General features: G+C 41.9%; 14 protein-coding genes and 1 tRNA gene. 7 read left to right on the top strand and 8 right to left on the bottom strand.

The window, feature by feature from the left end; translation table 11 throughout:
* The first annotated feature begins 28 nt into the window (after positions 1-28).
* Positions 29-102, top strand: a tRNA-Cys gene (locus DBR11_RS09115).
* 35 nt (positions 103-137) lie between these two features.
* Complete coding sequence (locus DBR11_RS09110) at positions 138-314, top strand: spore protein (protein ID WP_108551813.1); 177 nt, start codon at positions 138-140, stop codon at positions 312-314.
* A 129-nt stretch (positions 315-443) separates the two neighbouring features.
* Here DBR11_RS09110 and DBR11_RS09105 read toward each other — a convergent pair whose 3' ends face one another.
* Positions 444-1,472, bottom strand: a complete 1,029-nt coding sequence (locus DBR11_RS09105) for a quinone-dependent dihydroorotate dehydrogenase (RefSeq protein ID WP_108551811.1) — start codon at positions 1,470-1,472, stop codon at positions 444-446.
* Between the two features lie 145 nt (positions 1,473-1,617).
* Here DBR11_RS09105 and DBR11_RS09100 point away from each other — a divergent pair, with 145 nt between their 5' ends.
* A complete protein-coding gene (locus tag DBR11_RS09100; protein ID WP_108551809.1) occupies positions 1,618-3,537 on the top strand; it encodes an ABC-F family ATP-binding cassette domain-containing protein in 1,920 nt (639 codons plus the stop codon).
* A 29-nt stretch (positions 3,538-3,566) separates the two neighbouring features.
* The gene (locus tag DBR11_RS09095; protein ID WP_233260699.1) at positions 3,567-4,802 is read left to right on the top strand and encodes a DUF5103 domain-containing protein; all 1,236 of its coding nucleotides are present in this window, start codon (positions 3,567-3,569) and stop codon (positions 4,800-4,802) included.
* On the opposite strand, the gene DBR11_RS09090 is transcribed toward DBR11_RS09095, so the two are convergent.
* Positions 4,799-6,289 carry an alpha-amylase gene (locus tag DBR11_RS09090; protein ID WP_108551805.1) on the bottom strand — a complete coding sequence of 497 codons (1,491 nt, stop codon included), beginning with the start codon at positions 6,287-6,289 and terminating at the stop codon, positions 4,799-4,801. The two genes, DBR11_RS09095 and DBR11_RS09090, sit on opposite strands and share 4 nt — an antisense overlap.
* Positions 6,290-6,369: 80 nt before the next feature.
* Between DBR11_RS09090 and DBR11_RS09085 the strand changes: the two genes are divergently transcribed.
* Both DBR11_RS09085 and DBR11_RS09080 read left to right on the top strand, forming a co-directional pair.
* Positions 6,370-6,891, top strand: coding sequence for an acyl-CoA thioesterase (locus tag DBR11_RS09085; protein ID WP_108551856.1), 522 nt, complete (start codon positions 6,370-6,372; stop codon positions 6,889-6,891).
* Between the two features lie 16 nt (positions 6,892-6,907).
* Positions 6,908-8,095 carry a sodium:proton antiporter gene (locus DBR11_RS09080; protein WP_108551803.1) on the top strand — a complete coding sequence of 396 codons (1,188 nt, stop codon included), beginning with the start codon at positions 6,908-6,910 and terminating at the stop codon, positions 8,093-8,095.
* Between the two features lie 4 nt (positions 8,096-8,099).
* On the opposite strand, the gene DBR11_RS09075 is transcribed toward DBR11_RS09080, so the two are convergent.
* Positions 8,100-8,672: a hypothetical protein gene (locus tag DBR11_RS09075; protein ID WP_146186495.1), complete on the bottom strand. Its 573-nt coding sequence runs from the start codon at positions 8,670-8,672 to the stop codon at positions 8,100-8,102.
* Positions 8,673-8,752: 80 nt separating this feature from the next.
* Positions 8,753-9,166 carry an EVE domain-containing protein gene (locus DBR11_RS09070; RefSeq protein WP_108551799.1) on the bottom strand — a complete coding sequence of 138 codons (414 nt, stop codon included), beginning with the start codon at positions 9,164-9,166 and terminating at the stop codon, positions 8,753-8,755.
* A gap of 189 nt (positions 9,167-9,355) precedes the next feature.
* Here DBR11_RS09070 and DBR11_RS29535 point away from each other — a divergent pair, with 189 nt between their 5' ends.
* Positions 9,356-9,535, top strand: coding sequence for a hypothetical protein (locus DBR11_RS29535; RefSeq protein ID WP_158275249.1), 180 nt, complete (start codon positions 9,356-9,358; stop codon positions 9,533-9,535).
* 291 nt (positions 9,536-9,826) lie between these two features.
* On the opposite strand, the gene DBR11_RS09060 is transcribed toward DBR11_RS29535, so the two are convergent.
* From DBR11_RS09060 to DBR11_RS09045, 4 genes are all read right to left on the bottom strand, one after another.
* Positions 9,827-10,891 carry a DUF5013 domain-containing protein gene (locus DBR11_RS09060; protein ID WP_108551797.1) on the bottom strand — a complete coding sequence of 355 codons (1,065 nt, stop codon included), beginning with the start codon at positions 10,889-10,891 and terminating at the stop codon, positions 9,827-9,829.
* 14 nt (positions 10,892-10,905) lie between these two features.
* A complete protein-coding gene (locus DBR11_RS09055) occupies positions 10,906-12,723 on the bottom strand; it encodes a RagB/SusD family nutrient uptake outer membrane protein (RefSeq protein ID WP_108551854.1) in 1,818 nt (605 codons plus the stop codon).
* Positions 12,724-12,733: 10 nt separating this feature from the next.
* Complete coding sequence (locus tag DBR11_RS09050) at positions 12,734-15,901, bottom strand: TonB-dependent receptor (protein ID WP_108551795.1); 3,168 nt, start codon at positions 15,899-15,901, stop codon at positions 12,734-12,736.
* A gap of 128 nt (positions 15,902-16,029) precedes the next feature.
* A complete protein-coding gene (locus DBR11_RS09045; RefSeq protein ID WP_108551793.1) occupies positions 16,030-16,905 on the bottom strand; it encodes a PorP/SprF family type IX secretion system membrane protein in 876 nt (291 codons plus the stop codon).
* Positions 16,906-16,907 lie beyond the last annotated feature (2 nt).

Below are 16,907 nucleotides of genomic sequence, written 5' to 3'. Positions count from 1 at the left end.
GCTATTTTTGCAACCTGAAATTTAACAGGGTCGAGTGGCCGAGTGGCTAGGCAGAGGTCTGCAAAACCTCGTACAGCGGTTCGAATCCGCTCTCGACCTCCAGATTTATTTAAATTAAAAACATAAAGGTTACAACCATGGCAGTTACAAGATTAAAAAGAAAAGACAGAAAAAATAAAACTACTTCACGTTTAGAAGTAAAACATTTGAAATTGGCTACAAATCTTGAATTAGGAAGCCGTTCAAAACAGTCTACTAAAGATCAATTAGCAATCAATAACGCTGTTATCGCTAAACTTACTGCTCAGGCATAAGTAGTTCTTTAAGTCTTCTAAAGAAACAAAAAAGAGGGTGAATCATAAGATTCACCCTCTTTTTTGTTTAAGCCTATCGTTATCCGCAGCTCCCTAACGTTCTTTGCCAAGGGCTGTCGATAGCGACTATTACAATAGTCCTTTACAAATTCTTTTAATGATTCCCGGACCTTCATAAATAAAACCGGTATAAAGCTGGATCAGAGAAGCACCCGCATCCAGTTTTTCTTTTGCATCTTCCGGTGAATGTATCCCTCCCACTCCGATGATCGGAAATGAACCTTTAGATTGCTGCGAAAGATAACGAATCACTTCAGTAGAGCGGCTGGTTAAGGGCTTGCCACTTAAACCTCCTGTTTCCTTAGTAATCGTTTCAGAAGCATATAATCCATTTCTGTCAATGGTGGTATTGGTCGCGATCACACCAGCTATTCCAGTGGTTTGTACAATCTCAACAATATCATTCAATTGATCATTGGTCAGATCCGGAGCAATCTTCAGCAAGATAGGTCTGCTTACACCATTTTTAGCGTTCCGATCCTGTAAGGTTTTCAACAAATTGGTTAAAGGTTCCTTTTCCTGGAGTTCCCTTAAGCCTGGTGTATTAGGAGAACTTACATTCACCACAAAATAATCTACTACATCAAAAAGACGGTCAAAGCACTTAATATAGTCGTTAACCGCCTCTTCGTTAGGTGTCGTTTTATTCTTTCCGATATTTCCACCAATAACAATACTGGAATCCTTTTTCTTTAAAATTCTTAATCGTTCTGCAAGCGTATCAACACCTTTATTATTAAAGCCCATCCGGTTAATGATCGCCTGATCTTCTTCCAGGCGGAACATTCTTGGTTTATCATTTCCTGGCTGAGGCATGGGTGTTACCGTTCCCACTTCAATAAATCCAAAACCAAGATTGCTCAAGGCCTCAATATATTCTCCGTTTTTATCAAAACCAGCCGCCAATCCAACAGGGTTTTTAAACTTGATTCCAAAAACCTCACGCTCCAGCCCTTTTATATTCACATCAAAACTACTTCTCAAAATGGTTTTCCCAAGAGGAAAATAATCATTAAACCATTTTAGCCTTTTAACCACAAAGTGGTGTACTTTTTCCGGATCAAACTGAAAGAAAACAGGTTTTATTATGCGATACATGCAGCGAAGATAGGAACGTTTTTACCGATCACAAAGCCATTCAGTTAACTTTTTAAAGAATCTGCCAATAAAAAGCTATAAATAAGCGTATTCTTACCTCCTCACAACAAATTAATGTAGGTAAAAATCGTATTTTTGCAGCCACATGATTTCGATAAACGACTTAACATTCCTTATAGGCTCCAGAGCTTTATATGATGAAGCAAACTGGCATATTAAACCCGGGGACAGAGTGGGCCTTATTGGCGCCAATGGAACCGGAAAATCTACCCTTTTAAAAATAATTGTTGGAGAATACGCACCTTCTTCAGGTTCGATTTCCATGTCTAAAGATCTTAAGATAGGTTATCTGAACCAGGATCTTCTTTCTTACGATTCCCACCATAGCATCCTGCACGTGGCGATGGAAGCGTTCGAACGTCAAAACCAGCTTCATGATGAAATTGAAGCGCTGCTTAAAAAAATTGAAACAGACTATTCTGAAGACGTTTTAAATAAGTTAAGTGATAAACAACAGGAATTCGAAGCCCTGGATGGTTACAATATTGAATATAGGGCCAATGAGATCCTTGCCGGTCTTGGTTTTAGCACCGAAGATCAGCACAGACCACTGAACACTTTTTCCGGAGGATGGAGAATGCGCGTTATGCTGGCTAAGATCCTCTTGCAAACCCCAGACATCCTCTTACTGGATGAGCCGACCAACCACATGGACTTACCTTCTATTAAATGGCTGGAAACCTATTTAATGAGTTTTGAAGGTGCCATTGTGATCGTTTCTCATGATAGGTATTTCCTGGATAAAGTGGTCAACCGTACTGTAGAATCCCGCAAAGGAAAACTCACCGCCTACGCCGGAAACTATTCATTCTACCTGGAAGAAAAAGCATTAAGAGGGGAAATCCAAAAAGGAGAATATAAAAACCAACAGGCCAAAATCAAACAGGAAGAACGCCTGATTGAACGCTTTAGAGCCAAAGCCAGTAAAGCAAAAATGGCCCAGTCACGTATGAAAGCCCTCGACAAAATGGAACGCGTAGAAGATGTCGATGATGATAACCCAACAGTTAACTTCAGCTTCAAGTTCACCAAGCCTTCAGGCCGCCACGTCATTAGGATTGAGGAAGCCAATAAAAGCTATCCGAATGTACATATATTAGAAAATGCAGAGGGCGTAATCGAAAAAGGAGATAAAATTGCACTTATCGGAGCAAACGGTAAAGGTAAATCGACCTTATTGAGAATCATTGCCGGTGCAGAAGGCTTTGATGGTAAGTGTGAAACGGGTCATAATGTGACCACCACTTTCTTTGCCCAGCACCAGCTGGAATCCCTGCACCTGGACAATACCATTCTGGAAGAACTGCAGGCCTTTGCACCTAAACATACCGATACAGAACTTCGCTCTATACTTGGTTGTTTCCTGTTTACGGGTGATGATGTATTTAAAAAGATCCGGGTATTATCCGGAGGAGAAAAGTCAAGGGTAGCTTTAGCAAAATCGCTGACTACAGATTCCAACTTCCTGATTCTGGATGAGCCAACCAACCACCTGGACATCCAGTCTGTAAACATTCTGATCCAGGCCCTGACACAATATGAAGGTACATTCATTGCCGTTTCCCACGACAGGTACTTCCTGGATAATGTAGCCAACAAAATATGGTTCATTGAAGACAGGGACATTAAAGAGTATCCCGGAACCTACGCAGAATACGAAGAATGGAATGCCAAAAGACCACCTGTGGCGGCTACAAGTATTCCTTATAAACAAGAGAAAGAAACCAAACCAAAAGTTGAGGAAAAGAAAGCAGCAGCACCAAATACACAACAGCAACTTAAGAAGTTGAATGATCAGCTTCAAAAAGCAGAAACTGAAATTGCTGAACTGGAAAAAAACGTAAAAAACATTGAAGAAGAACTGGCCAGCGACCAGGTTTACGCAGACCCGGTTAAGTTAGCTGCAGCCAATAAAAAATATCTGGATGCCAAGCACCTGCTCGACACTGCACAAAATACATGGGAAGACCTGGCATCTGAAATTATGGAAATGGAAGGCAAATGATAAAAACAGGCAGATTGTTCTTTTTTTTAATGATAAGTGTCCAGTTGGCTCTTGCACAGCAAACACTTGTCTATGATAACAAGGTTTATTTACCTCAAATTAAAACCACACAGTGTTATAATAAACAAAAAGAACAATCTGCCCCTGTTATCGGCCTGAAATCGGGAGAGCAGCTTCTTTTCTCTTTTGACGACCTCAACGGAGGCAGTAAAAACTATTGGTATTCCGTTGAACATTGTACCTCAGACTGGAAATCTTCCAGAATATCGACACTCGATTATGTAGAATCTTTTGCCGAAGACCGGATTATAGATTACAAATATTCCTTTGCAACGCTTCAAAAATTCACCCATTACAGCCTTAATCTTCCAAACGACCAGATCAAATTAAAAATCTCTGGTAATTATCTGCTTAAGGTCTATGAAGATGGAGACCCGAAAAAACTGGTGGTTACACAAAGGTTCTACGTGACGGATAACCGTGTAAATGCAGGAATTGAAATTACCCCCAGCCTTCAAACTCCAGAAAGACCTTACAATCAAAAACTTAACCTGTCTATTTTCCATAAAGGACTAACTGTACAAAACCCGTACACAGATATTAAGGCGGTTGTCATGCAAAACCTGGATCCGGAAACAGCCATCATCAATACCAAACCCTCATTTGTCAAACCAGATAATTTGATATATAACGACGTGACCACCAATGATTTTAAAGGCGGAAACGAATTCAGAAAGTTTGACCTCAGAAGCTTAAGATATCCGGGAGATCATGTGCAACAAATCTTTAAAGACAGCATCTACAATGCAATTTTATTCCCTGACATTGTAGCCACTACCCAAAAATACACCAGTCAGTTTGACGAAAATGGCAACTTCTTCATCAGGAACCAGGACGGGAGAGATGACAATACAGAAAGTGATTATGTCCAGGTATTATTCACCTTAAACACACAGCTCCCAAGTCCTAAAGGTGATGTATATGTTGTTGGAAGATTCAACAACTATAATCTTACAGAACAAAATAAATTAAACTACGATCCTGGAAAAAGAAGATATTATGGACATATCCTTGTCAAACAAGGTTTATACGACTTCAAATACATCTGGAAAGACCAACAAACCGGTAAAATAAATAATACTGTTTTTGAAGGTTCTTTCTTTGAAACAGAAAATACTTATCAGGTATTTGTCTATTACCGCAGACCTGGTAGCCGCTGGGACGAGCTGGTTGGCTATACCAATATAGATTCAGTAAAGCGCTAATCCTCTTTCAATATCCAGACAGAAATGTTCCCTGCTATGCAGGCAAACTGTGCCCATCCTTCTTCATTGATCACTACCTCTTCTGCCATACGTCCTAGTGCATCTATAAATACCTGGCCAGCATGCCTCGTGCCAATCTCCATATCTTTAAACCCCTCGTTGCTGTTGCTCATCACCACTGCAAAACCTGAGCCGGGCATTTCATCCACTCCTTCCCTGGTCCAGCCAATGCAACTTGGATAATCAAGATAATCCCGCTGCACACCAAAAGCACGCTCTTTCCTGATCTGACAAAGTAAAGGTAATTCTTCAAGGGCAACAAGCTCCACCTCTACATCCTCCCCCTCTTCATTCTTATCCGTATACTTACAACCATATAGATCAGGATAGAATAAACAGGGAATTCCCTGTTCACGCAACAGAATCAACGCATAAGCCATGGGCCTGAACCAAAAATCCACATAAGATTCCAGCGCCTGAAGTGGTTGCGAATCATGATTATCTACAAAAGTGACCGATAATTCCGGATGATAGGCCACCAATGTTCCTTCAAAGATTTTACTGAGGTCATAATCTTCTCCCTCTTTACCAGCCAGATAAAGGTTATGATGCAGAATAGAATCAAACAACTGCATCCTTCCATCTGTACGCTGCAGGTAAGCATCCAGTTCTTCCACACCTTCTATAATCCAGTTTTCAGCTACAACAAAAAATTCCCTTTTAAAAGTACTTTTCATATGGTCCAGCCATTCATTCAGAAAATCAGCAGATATATGTTTTACCGCATCCAGCCTAAAACCATCCATACCACAGGTCTCATAATACCACTCCCCCCAACGCTTCAATTCTTCCCGCACTGCAGGATTTCTGAATTCAATATCATTGAACATCAGGTAATCATAATTACCATATTCTGTTGAGGGTACCTCTTCCCAACCTTCTCCATATTCATTTTGAATGGAAAAAATACCATCTTCCGGCGGATTCTCAGAACGGTCAATACCACTAAAACACTGGTGGTCCCAAACAAAGTCTGAATACAAACCCTTTCTTCCCGGAAAAGTAAATTTGGTCCAGGCTTCGATGTCCATCACATCAGAAATAAACTCCAAACGGTTATCCGGATCCACCTTCCGTACTTTTATAGTCTCCAGCTCATCGGCACCTGCTTTATGGTTAAAGACCATATCTGCTATCGTAGAAACTCCAGCATCGTTTAAGGCTTTAACTGCCTTAAGATAAGTTTCTTTAGTACCATATTTAGTAGGTATGCTGCCTTTCTGGTCAAACTCACCAAGATCAAACAGATCATAACAATCGTAACCTACTGAATATCCGCCTGATGTGGCCTTATAGGCTGGAGGCAACCAGGCACCGGTAACACCAAGAGCACTTAAATTTCTGGCTTCCCGCGCAGTTTTCTCCCAAAGTTGTTCATTTTCATTATAATACCAGTGAAAATACTGGATCAATAGTTGATTGGTCATGCTGTAATTGTGGTGCTTTTTTGATGCTTATGCAATACCATAACATGAAGTTGCACAATTTGTTTATTTTTGCTGAGATTATGAGTATAAAAGTTAAAACCCCTAAGGATTCATTCACCATCATGAATGAACTGGTATTGCCAAACGATACCAATACATTAAACAATCTGATGGGGGGAAGATTACTTCACTGGATGGATATTGCAGCAGCCATATCCGCACAAAAACATTGCAACCGGATCGTCGTGACCGCATCTGTAGACAACGTTTCCTTTAAGCAGGCCATAAAGCTTGGAGATGTAATTACAATTGAAGCGAAAGTTACCAGAGCCTTTAATACCTCTGTTGAAGTTCGTCTGGATGTATGGGCGGAAAACATTCCTTCAGGAAGCCGTGTAAAATCCAATGAAGCCTATTACACTTTTGTCGCGGTTGATCAAAGTGGCAGAACGATCCCTGTACCGGAACTTGTTCCAGAAACAACCGATGAAGTTGAATTATTTGAAGGTGCTTTACGACGCAGACAGCTTCGTCTTATTCTTGGCGGAAAAATGAAAGCAAATGACGCCCTTGAACTCAAAGCTCTATTTTTTAAGGAATAACTAACAGCACTTAATTATGACCACCTATACAACACTTATCATTTTAAGCGGCCTGGTCATATTTTCATATCTGTTTGACCTGGTAGCAAGTAAAACAAAACTGCCCTCGGTTCTTTTACTACTCCTTTTAGGAATTGGTTTAAGACTGCTGGTAGACAAACTGAATGTCCATCCCTATAATTTTATGGGTATCCTGCCAGCACTGGGAACTGTTGGTTTGATTCTCATCGTATTTGAGGGCTCGCTGGAACTTAAATATGACCGGCACAAAAACAAACTGATCAAAGGGGCTTTTCTTTCGGCCCTGGTTATTCTCTTTGCCACAGTAAGCATCATTACCTTTATCATCTATCAGATCACCGGCAGAGAATTATACGTTTGTTTTACCAATGCCATTCCTTTTAGCGTTATCAGTTCTGCCATAGCCATTCCTTCGGCAGCGGCACTCACTGGTAAAGGCAAAGAGTTCATTATTTATGAATCCTCTTTTTCAGATATACTGGGGATTATCCTGTTTAACTTTGCCATTTCCAATCCAAACATCTCTATCTCTTCTTTTACAGGACTGGCCATGAATACCGCTCTGATTATTATTTTTTCGGCGATATCCTGTATATTATTGCTTTACCTGATGGGAAAATTATCCCATCATATCAAATTCTTCCTGATCATTTCCATTCTGATCCTGGTCTATGCCATCGGGCAATCTTATCACTTATCTTCCCTGGTACTCATCTTGTCTTTTGGATTGTTCCTGAATAATGCTGACGCCATAGAACATGCCTGGTTCAGAGGAATATTTATCTATAAGAATCTTTCTAATGACTTGACACAACTCTACCAGCTCTCGGCAGAAAGTGCCTTTATTATACGGACATTTTTCTTTGTGATCTTTGGTTTCACCATGAATATCTACGATCTGAACAATTTTGACATCATTGCCAACGGATTATTTATACTAGGCTCCATATTCGTGATCAGGTTTACCTATTTAAAACTGTTCAGGAAAGATAATAGTGGGGCTGAAGCATTTATAGCACCAAGAGGCTTAATCAGTATCCTGCTTTATTTTAATCTGCCAGCATCGTTAAAAATGCCCCAGGTAGGACCCGCATTCTTATTTATGGTTGTACTTGGATCAAGTTTGATCATGAGTATAGGCCTTCTTGCCTCCAAGAAAAAGGTAAAAGCCATTGAGGAATGACCGTCTAGTTGTCTTTAATACTTAAAGCAGCCCTCAGTTCCTCTGGTGCAGTAGTATTGTGCTCCGGATCCAGCTGATAAGCCAGCGAACGATAAGTAAGATCTTTAAGTTCTTCTTTATAAATACGTTCGTCGTAATTTACCTTAATATTAGCCAGACTTTTATTCATAAAGCCCCAGGACGAGGTTAAACTGTTAAGTGCAGTATTGTAAAAGCTGGTGATGATCCTGCCGCTGAGTTCTTCTTCTATGGTTGGATCTTTTTCGCCCCATTTACGTACGGGAACCATTTTGGTTGAAAATTTATCGTAACTTTTGGGTTCGTAGTTCAGGTACTTCTTATACTCAAAGGCTTTGATCTCTTTGAGTTTTATATTCTTGATCTCTCCTGGTTTAAAAAAAACAAGTGAAGTATCTCCCTTAACGCCGATACTATCTGGAGTAACCTGATATAAAACACCTTTAAATACTTCTTTCCCGGTATTGATCAATGCCATGCAGGGCTTAACCTGCGCAGAGCTCTTTAATTTACTTACAATTAAAAGGCAAGTGAGAAGGGTACAGACATGTCTTTTCATAAGCAGTTATTTTATTCCAATTTAGGAAATAACCGCGGTAAATCAAATAAAGTTTTAAAATTGTCAAAAAAAAGTAATTTCTAACTTCCCATTTCCAGAATTTTGTCAAATTCTTCAGCCTTCAATTTCATCACAGACAGCCGTCCCTGTTTAACCAGAGATATATCTTTCAAGCTTTCTTCCGCCTTGATCTGCTCCAGTGTAACCGGATGCTTTAAAGTTTCTACGGGTGCCAGATCCACTACTACCCAATTGGCATCATCGGTAGTCGGATCCTGATAGAATTCTTTAACTACTTTAGCTACACCTACCACATGCTTACCTTCATTACTATGATAAAAAAGGACAAGATCGCCTTCCTTCATTTCTTTGAGGTTATTACGTGCCTGATAATTGCGTACACCGTCCCAAAAGGTAAGACCATCCTGATTAAATTTTTCCCAGCTGTATTTGAAAGGTTCTGATTTAACTAACCAATATTGTGCTTTTGACATGCTCCTAAGTATGTTTTAATATTTCTGTTGACAAATAGATTGATGTATCCATTTGTGCAAAAATAACAAACTCCAACAAACCATTTATATATTTCTACCGGCCAGCCTTAAAATCAAGTGCACCCGCCATGAGAATACCAACAGGAGAGGTCAAGATTACAACGTACCTAAAGATCTTTTCTCCCGATTGTGGATACTCCAGAAGATTATGATCGACAGCAGGAATATCAAAACCCCAACGGCTATTACAATGCCCGAAAACTCCTTTGCCATGATACCAGAATCGTAATGCCTAAACCAACAACCGCCATTGACAACTGGACCACATCGGTCACCAAAATGGCCCACAGTCCTCCCGCAGCCATATAAAGTATGATGATCAGACCAATAAACAATACATGCATTTAAAGAAAATGGGGTGGTTATATGTACCATTTTAACTACTGAATAAAGCACCGCAGCTGTGGCAAATGGGCTCAGCAGCAAGAAAGATAGGTATAGAACTGCTGTATTCGATATCTCCTTTTCAGAGGCCCATTCTACAGTAAGCTTCGGTTCGGGGTCTGAACGACACTGCCTCCATATCTGTACAGTGTACTCCATATTACTTTCAAAAAAGCCCTGCTCCTCATTCCAGGAACAGGGCCAAAAACTTAATTCCTATTCAAACAAGTTCTCTATCTTATACATTTTGATACCGCTCGCCTGTATGATTTTCTGCGTTCCCTGATCAATATTGATCAAAAACCCAATCGATACCTGCTTTGATGCCGTCAGCTTAAAGTCGACCGTCAGGATTTTATTGTTGTAATCATTGGTGATCCCTTTTTGTACCAGTGCACCCGAAATCCCATTTGCATCGGGGATGGCTGTACCCTCATTCACAATGAAATAAGAGTCTCTATCAGCAGCAACCTTTTTCATATCTACATCGATCGTGTAATTCCCCGCAGGGAGGGTAAAAGTCTGATAGATTTTACCGTTGATGATCGGACTATCGCCACTGCTCCACCGCTCAATACCCAGGTAACCCACGTTCTGATCATAACCAGCACCCGTCGGACGGGACTTTTTCAACGCATCATTGGCTGTCCAGTCCGCCAGGTTTACAAACCTATCGGTTGTTCCCGGTTGACGGGCAAAAATGGCATTTTTGAAATACGTATCGGTAATGTTGGTTTTAATGGTACCGAATTCCGAGGTATTCATCAGTACATAAGCGGATTGGGCAGTCGTATTAATGGTATATTTACTTGTTTTTAACAACACGACCTTTACCGCTACAGGCCGCCCTCCATGTGCATCGATCGCCGCTTTGGTGATGTTGATGTAAAAAGCACCCTGTGGCATCCCAGCCGGAACATTCACTGTAGTGACCGGATCTTTAGAACTGGCCGAAGCAGATAAAAAGCACTCCGCTGAGTTCAGCTTATCATAACCTAATGGCACGTCGTTAAAATCAAGTTGTACATCGGCACTAAAGCCGGAATTTTCTTCCAATCCGGAAAGGGCAAGACCAAATGCCCTTCTCACCAGAAAATTCGGTTTATCCACTACAATATTATCAGTTTTGAGCAGCAGTTGTCCACTGGTCACCTGTACAAGTGAGACCTTTTGTCCAAGTGTCCCGAGTTGCTCCAGCGTATCCACCTTGCAGGCATTTAAAAATACTATACTAAGCATTGTCAGCACAAGTTTTGCGCCGTTAAAATAATTTTTCGTCATGATCTAAGGATTAGTTACCATCCAGGGTTTTGAACACATTTTTTATTACGCACGATATCGAACTGCGGGATCGGCCATAAATAGTATGATTTCAGGAAAACACGCTTTTCGATCACCGTCCTTTTATAAAACTCTAAATCGGTCAGGCTTTTGCCTCCATCAACATTCATCCCCATTAGAGGAGCCCCATCGGTTTGCTCTGCAATTTTCCATCTTCTGGTATCCCATGCCCTAAAACCTTCAAATGCGAGCTCAACACGCCTTTCATCCCGGACAGCCTCTCTGAACGCATTCTGTGAAGCCTTTTTATCCGCGGTAAGTGCCGGAATCCCTGCCCTCTCGCGAATCTTGTCAATATAGACTGCTGCCTGTTCACGGCTGGCCTGATTATCAGAAATCTCATTCAAAGCCTCTGCATAGTTCAAATAGATCTCACCCAAACGGATAAGTACCAAAGACCGCAATGCACCCGTCCATTCCACCAGGTTAGAATTCGGACTGATATTCTTACTGGTTAAATAACCTGTTGCCGAATGGTCATGAGAACCTTGCTTTCCGCTGTTTCCAGTAAAGAAAAGTTCAACGGTCTGGGCCGGTTTACCGTCCTGTTTATAAATCCAGTCTGCTCCATTGTACATAATGGACACATAAAAGCGGGGTTCCCGGTTAACGTACATATTGAAGGTACTGGTCTTTGTATATTTTCCCGCCACAGCACTAAAGCCCACTTCAGAATACTGAGATCCTTCTTCATTGATTTTCTTGCCATTCACCATAAAGTAGGCATCGATCATCTGCTGAGAGATACCCACTCCATTCCACCCGTTCACAAAACGCGGCGCACAGTGACGTTCCCAGCCAACATCTGCACCCGATGATGCCATCTGTGGGCGGGCATAGATCACCTCGTTGTTCCAGCGGTCCAGGAACAAATCCCGGTAAGAGACGAAAGGATCAAAGACAGATTGGCCATCCGGGATCTTTTTGTACAGCCCGGCAGGCATTTTATCAATCAGGGCCTTTGCAGCATCAGCTGCTTTCTGCCATTTTGAAGCATCATAAGTACTGTTCATCAAAGCTGTTCCATCAAGGTTCTTAAAACCGGCATAATCCGGGTTTCCATTAAACAAAGGACTAGCAGACAATAAAAGTGCACGAGACTTAAATCCCATAATTGTTAACTTGTCTATCCTGCCTTTATCATTTGCACTGACAAAACGCTCCGGCAGGTCTGGACTATTCAGCACCGCATCAAATTCGCTGATGATGAAGTTCATACATTCGTCAAAAGGTTTACGTGGCATCTGCAGTTCCTCGTTGCTCGCATTCACATCAGTTGTTTCCAGTGGAAGCATAACCACTGGTCCATACTGGCGTACCAGGAAGAAATAATAAATTGCACGCAAAGCCCTGGCCTCCTGCTTCCAGCTCTTTCTCATTTCAAGAGATAACGTAGGGTCATCACACTTATCAACCCGGTTGATAAAAATCGATGCAGAACGGATTCCTTTATAAAAATCGCCCCATTTATCATAATAACCACTTGATGGATTCCAGTTTCCATTGTTCATCTGGCCCGCCCATGAAGCCGCCCAGATAAAATCGCCCTCATCGGTAATACCAAGAGTGTTATAATTATTCTGCATGGAAAGGATATCGGGGATAAAAGAATATACACTGCTCAGGTATGCCTGAGTCTGCGTCCTCGATTTAAAAACCTCGTCTATGGTAAGCATATCGTCCGGCTGTTTGTCCAGAAACTTCTTACACGAGGATAATGCCAGCATGCTTAAAACAATAAGCATTGCATATCTGATTTTTGCTAAAGCCATTTTCATTATCTTAAAAATTAATGTTTACGCCAAGAATAAATGTTTTCTGTAAGGGATAAGACGCACCGTTTCCGTTCCCCAATTCCGGATCCCAGAATTTAAAACTGCTAAAGGTATAGAGGTTCATTCCCGAGGCATACACCCTCAAAACAGATATTTTTGCCTTTTGCGTCCATCTTTTTGGCAAACTGTAACCTATTTCAGCAGTTTTCAATCTCAGGTAATCTGCCTTTCTTTGCCACCAGGTAGAATTGCGGTAGTTGTTCGGGTTAGACCCAGAACTTAAGCGCGGAAAAAGAACATTCTGACTTGGATTTTCCGGCATCCATCTATCTGTTGCATAATAGGTTACACCCCCCTGCGTCTCTCCCCTGGTAAAAGGAAAGAATCCATCGCCCCCAAGCATAAAATCCATATTTGCCGCGCCCTGGAAGAATACAGAAACGTCAAACCCCTTATAAGAAACAGAAGTTCCAAAGCCGTATACCACCTCCGGGACGTCCGAGTTACCGATCGCCACATCATCATAAGTATCAATCACCCCATCGCCGTTAACATCCTTATATTTGATATCCCCTACACGGACCGCACCAAATGTCTGTCTTGGTGAACTGTTGATTTCTTCCTGAGAAGTGAAAAGTCCTTCTGCGATCAAACCAAATGGCTGTCCTAAACGTTTACCTTTTGCATTTTGATAGGTATACACATAATCAGGTTCATCATTGTCGAGCAGGTTGTTCCTTGCAAAAGTATAATTACCACGAACCGCAACATTGACCTCCCCAATATTTTTAGAATACTCCAGTGTTGCATCAATACCATGGTTTTTAAACTCTCCGATATTGCCCCATGGCTTCTGGTTTAAACCAGCTGTTTGTGGGATAGAATTCCTTTGCAGAAAGATCCCTTTACGGTGACGGTTAAAGAAATCAGCCTGCAGATAAAATCCCTTTAAAAAACGCAGTTCGAAACCAAGGTTAACTTCTCTTTCCTTTTCCCAGGTCAGATCAGCGCCCCATTCATTCTCTCCAACACTTCCCCAGTTTACATTGACATCCTGCCCAAGAAGATAAGCACCATATCCGCCACCAACTGTCGTTAAGTAAGCAAAACGGCGGGCCCCCAGGTTGTCATTACCTTTCATCCCTATTGACGCTCTTAACTTTAAAAAACTCACATAATCCTGACTGATAAGATTCTTAAAGAAGGATTCTTCTGATGCAATCCAGCCCAGACCTGCTGAAGGAAACAGGCCAAACCTATGGCCAGCGGCAAAGTTTTCCGAACCGTTATAACCCGCATTTGCTTCAAAGAAATACCTGGATTTATATGCATAAGTTGCCCTGCTCACCAATCCCATAAAGCGGAATGGAAGAGCGGCCATTGCGTTTGCAGCATCACCATTCTGGTAATCCTGCTGATTGTAAGCCATCATACCCGAAACCGTATGGTCTCCAAACTGACGGTTGTAATCCAGTTGGCCCACAAAATAAATACGCCTGTTTCCACCTGCTGATTTGGTATACGACAGATCCTTTGAACCCGTATAACTTTTCTGTAAAACCAGTTGTCCGGTAACCGGATCTCTTCCGGGAGGAACGATTGTCCAGCTATCCCCGCTCCTTAAACGCTGCACGTTGTTGTAGGAATACGCATCATAAGCAAACTTAACAGAGGATTTTAAACCTTTCAGCAGCTTATCCGCATCATATTTTAAGGTAATATCGGTCTGAAGCGTATTTGCCCATTGGTTGGTATAACCCCTATCCACCAGATACTGGTAAGGATTAAAGTTACCCGATCCCCCGCTGTTCAGGTAGATCACCTTTCTCGGATCTTCCGGATCTGGAGCCGTAGGTGCATATTTTGCCGGAGTAGCCAGCATCATATTGTACCAGATCGCGCCAGAATTCCCATCGCCAGGATAATTATTGAGCATCAGATAACCGCCCATTCCCAAGCTCAGTTCCATATCGGTACGCAGCTGCAGATCAATATTCGAACGGAAATTTATCCGCTGGAGTTTGCTCTGCGAATTGTATGTTTTAAGTGCATCCGTACTCCAAATACCCGATTCATCATAATAACTTCCGGAAACATAATATTTTGCCTTTTCCGACCCTCCGCTAACATTCATTGTTGCCCGTTGGTTATTGGAAAAGTCCTTCATCATCAACCCCATCCAATCCACGTTCGGATACAAGAGCGGATCAACACCTGAACGATATTTCTCAATGACATCAGGGGTGTAAGGCGTAACATAATTTGGATTTGTGGCCAGATTGGCCTCATTGAGTAAAGTCAAATAAGTCGGGGCATCCACAAATTTTGGTTTCGAGGTCGCCTGCAATCTTCCCTGTTCATATTTAAAATTTACTGCGGGTTTTGCCATTTTACCCCTGCGCGTAGTAATCAGGATGACACCGTTTGCACCACGGATACCATAAATTGCTGTTGCCGTAGCATCTTTTAGTACCGAAAAATTATCTACATCCTCTGGCTCTACATTGTTCATTGGCCGTTCTACCCCATCTACCAGTACCAAAGGCTCCCTGCCCGCACCAAAAGTGCTGATGCCGCGGATCCAAAACTGCGCATCGTCTTTACCTGGCTCTCCGCTTCTTTGTACCGAGATCACCCCGGCAACCTTACCCGCCAAAGTATTGGTCAGCGAGCGACCGGCGGCGATCTTTATATCTGATACCTTTACGGTTGATACCGCACCCACAAGAGTGCTCTTTTTTTGTGTTCCAAAGCCGACCACAACAACATCGTCCATTGTATTTTCAGCCTCTTTCAGTACAACATCAATCGTGCTTTTTCCATTAAGTTCAACCTCCTGGGTTTCATAGCCTATAAAAGAGAAGACCAAGGTACCCTCTGCTTTTTCTACCTTCAGCGAATAGTTTCCCTCCGCATCCGTCACGGCACCTGTTTTTGTCCCTTTGAGTTTAACACTTACCCCTGGCAAGCCTGCTCCTTTTCCATCAGTAATCTTTCCTCTGATTATATCAATGGACAATCTGACTGTAGTTTTCATCTGCAGTTTTGCAGATACCGCTCCGTCTGGAACAAAAAGCATGAAAAGCAACAGCAGACCCAACATTTTGATGGCAGAAAATTGCCTGTACGGCTTACACCTGACCCTAAGATTAGCCCGTAAATTAAAAATCATCATTTGAAATATTTGGTTTATATATTGGTTAGTTTGTATTGTTTGTTTGGCAGCAACAATGTTATTGTTAAAAACGCACTTACAGCTATTGCACTGTAACAAAAAAGCGTCTTTTTGTAACAACAGACATTTTAAGTGTCTTTTTTGGCAAATTGATAACTCAGAGAAATTTCATGCGTGCCGCTGATGGACACCGATCGGCCACCCGGGCCAGTTTCGTAAGCATAACCCAGACTAAAATGCGGATTGATCTTAAAGCCACCGTAAAATGCCGGCCCATACCCAAATCGATATAAGCTACCACCCCAAAAATTCTGCTTAAAATACAAGGTGAGCATGGTTTCCGTTTTCCCCTGGAATTCGCTTTTACTCCTATAAATAACCTGCGGCACAATTGATGCAAAATCAGTATTGATCTTATAGGCAGCGGACAGTAAAACCAACTGTCCTTTCTGCTGTCCAAAACGGATGTCATCCTTGTCCGATCCAAAAAGAGAGGGCATTGCAACACCTAGGTTCAGCCCCTTATAATTATAATTCACTCCAAAGTCACCATCAAGACCTCCCCTATTATTTTCGGGGTTCCCAACTATGGGATCATCCGGACTGGACACATTCAGGTTCCCGGTGCTGACGCTCCGCTTTGATGCACCGGCAGAAATGCCAAAACTCAGTTTTGAGTTACTGCTTAAGGGCAAATGATAAGCAAGTGTAAAAAGACCGCCACTATGGTTAATCAATCCCTGCTTATCGCTATAAAACCGACCGCCAATGGCTATATTCTTTTTGAGTGGTAATTCCGCCGTGATAAAGGCAGAGGAAACAACACGTTCCGAACCTGCCCATTGCATACGCGAAACAGCAGTAAGCTGGCCCATATCTTCAATACCTGCAAATGCAGGATTATACATAAAAGGATGATTATAATAATGGTTGTATGAGCTGACCTGAGGAAAACTTTTCTCACCAAAAAGGGCGAGCATCAGAACTGCTAATAAATATTTCATGG

Origin of the sequence: Pedobacter sp. HMWF019 (assembly GCF_003061025.1) — a bacterium.
In the GTDB taxonomy this organism is placed as follows: domain Bacteria; phylum Bacteroidota; class Bacteroidia; order Sphingobacteriales; family Sphingobacteriaceae; genus Pedobacter.
This window is presented reverse-complemented; position numbering and strand designations above follow the sequence as displayed.

Bases quoted from the DNA above. Each gene is read 5' to 3' on its own strand.
- DBR11_RS09085 (WP_108551856.1), top strand. From the start codon at position 6,370: ATGAGTATAAAAGTTAAAACCCCTAAGGATTCATTCACCATCATGAAT.
- DBR11_RS09075 (WP_146186495.1), bottom strand. From the start codon at position 8,672: ATGAAAAGACATGTCTGTACCCTTCTCACTTGCCTTTTAATTGTAAGT.
- DBR11_RS09100 (WP_108551809.1), top strand. From the start codon at position 1,618: ATGATTTCGATAAACGACTTAACATTCCTTATAGGCTCCAGAGCTTTA.
- DBR11_RS09090 (WP_108551805.1), bottom strand. From the start codon at position 6,289: ATGACCAATCAACTATTGATCCAGTATTTTCACTGGTATTATAATGAA.
- DBR11_RS09045 (WP_108551793.1), bottom strand. From the start codon at position 16,905: ATGAAATATTTATTAGCAGTTCTGATGCTCGCCCTTTTTGGTGAGAAA.
- DBR11_RS09110 (WP_108551813.1), top strand. From the start codon at position 138: ATGGCAGTTACAAGATTAAAAAGAAAAGACAGAAAAAATAAAACTACT.
- DBR11_RS09050 (WP_108551795.1), bottom strand. From the start codon at position 15,901: ATGATGATTTTTAATTTACGGGCTAATCTTAGGGTCAGGTGTAAGCCG.
- DBR11_RS09080 (WP_108551803.1), top strand. From the start codon at position 6,908: ATGACCACCTATACAACACTTATCATTTTAAGCGGCCTGGTCATATTT.
- DBR11_RS09070 (WP_108551799.1), bottom strand. From the start codon at position 9,166: ATGTCAAAAGCACAATATTGGTTAGTTAAATCAGAACCTTTCAAATAC.
- DBR11_RS09095 (WP_233260699.1), top strand. From the start codon at position 3,567: ATGATAAGTGTCCAGTTGGCTCTTGCACAGCAAACACTTGTCTATGAT.
- DBR11_RS09105 (WP_108551811.1), bottom strand. From the start codon at position 1,472: ATGTATCGCATAATAAAACCTGTTTTCTTTCAGTTTGATCCGGAAAAA.
- DBR11_RS09060 (WP_108551797.1), bottom strand. From the start codon at position 10,891: ATGACGAAAAATTATTTTAACGGCGCAAAACTTGTGCTGACAATGCTT.
- DBR11_RS09055 (WP_108551854.1), bottom strand. From the start codon at position 12,723: ATGGCTTTAGCAAAAATCAGATATGCAATGCTTATTGTTTTAAGCATG.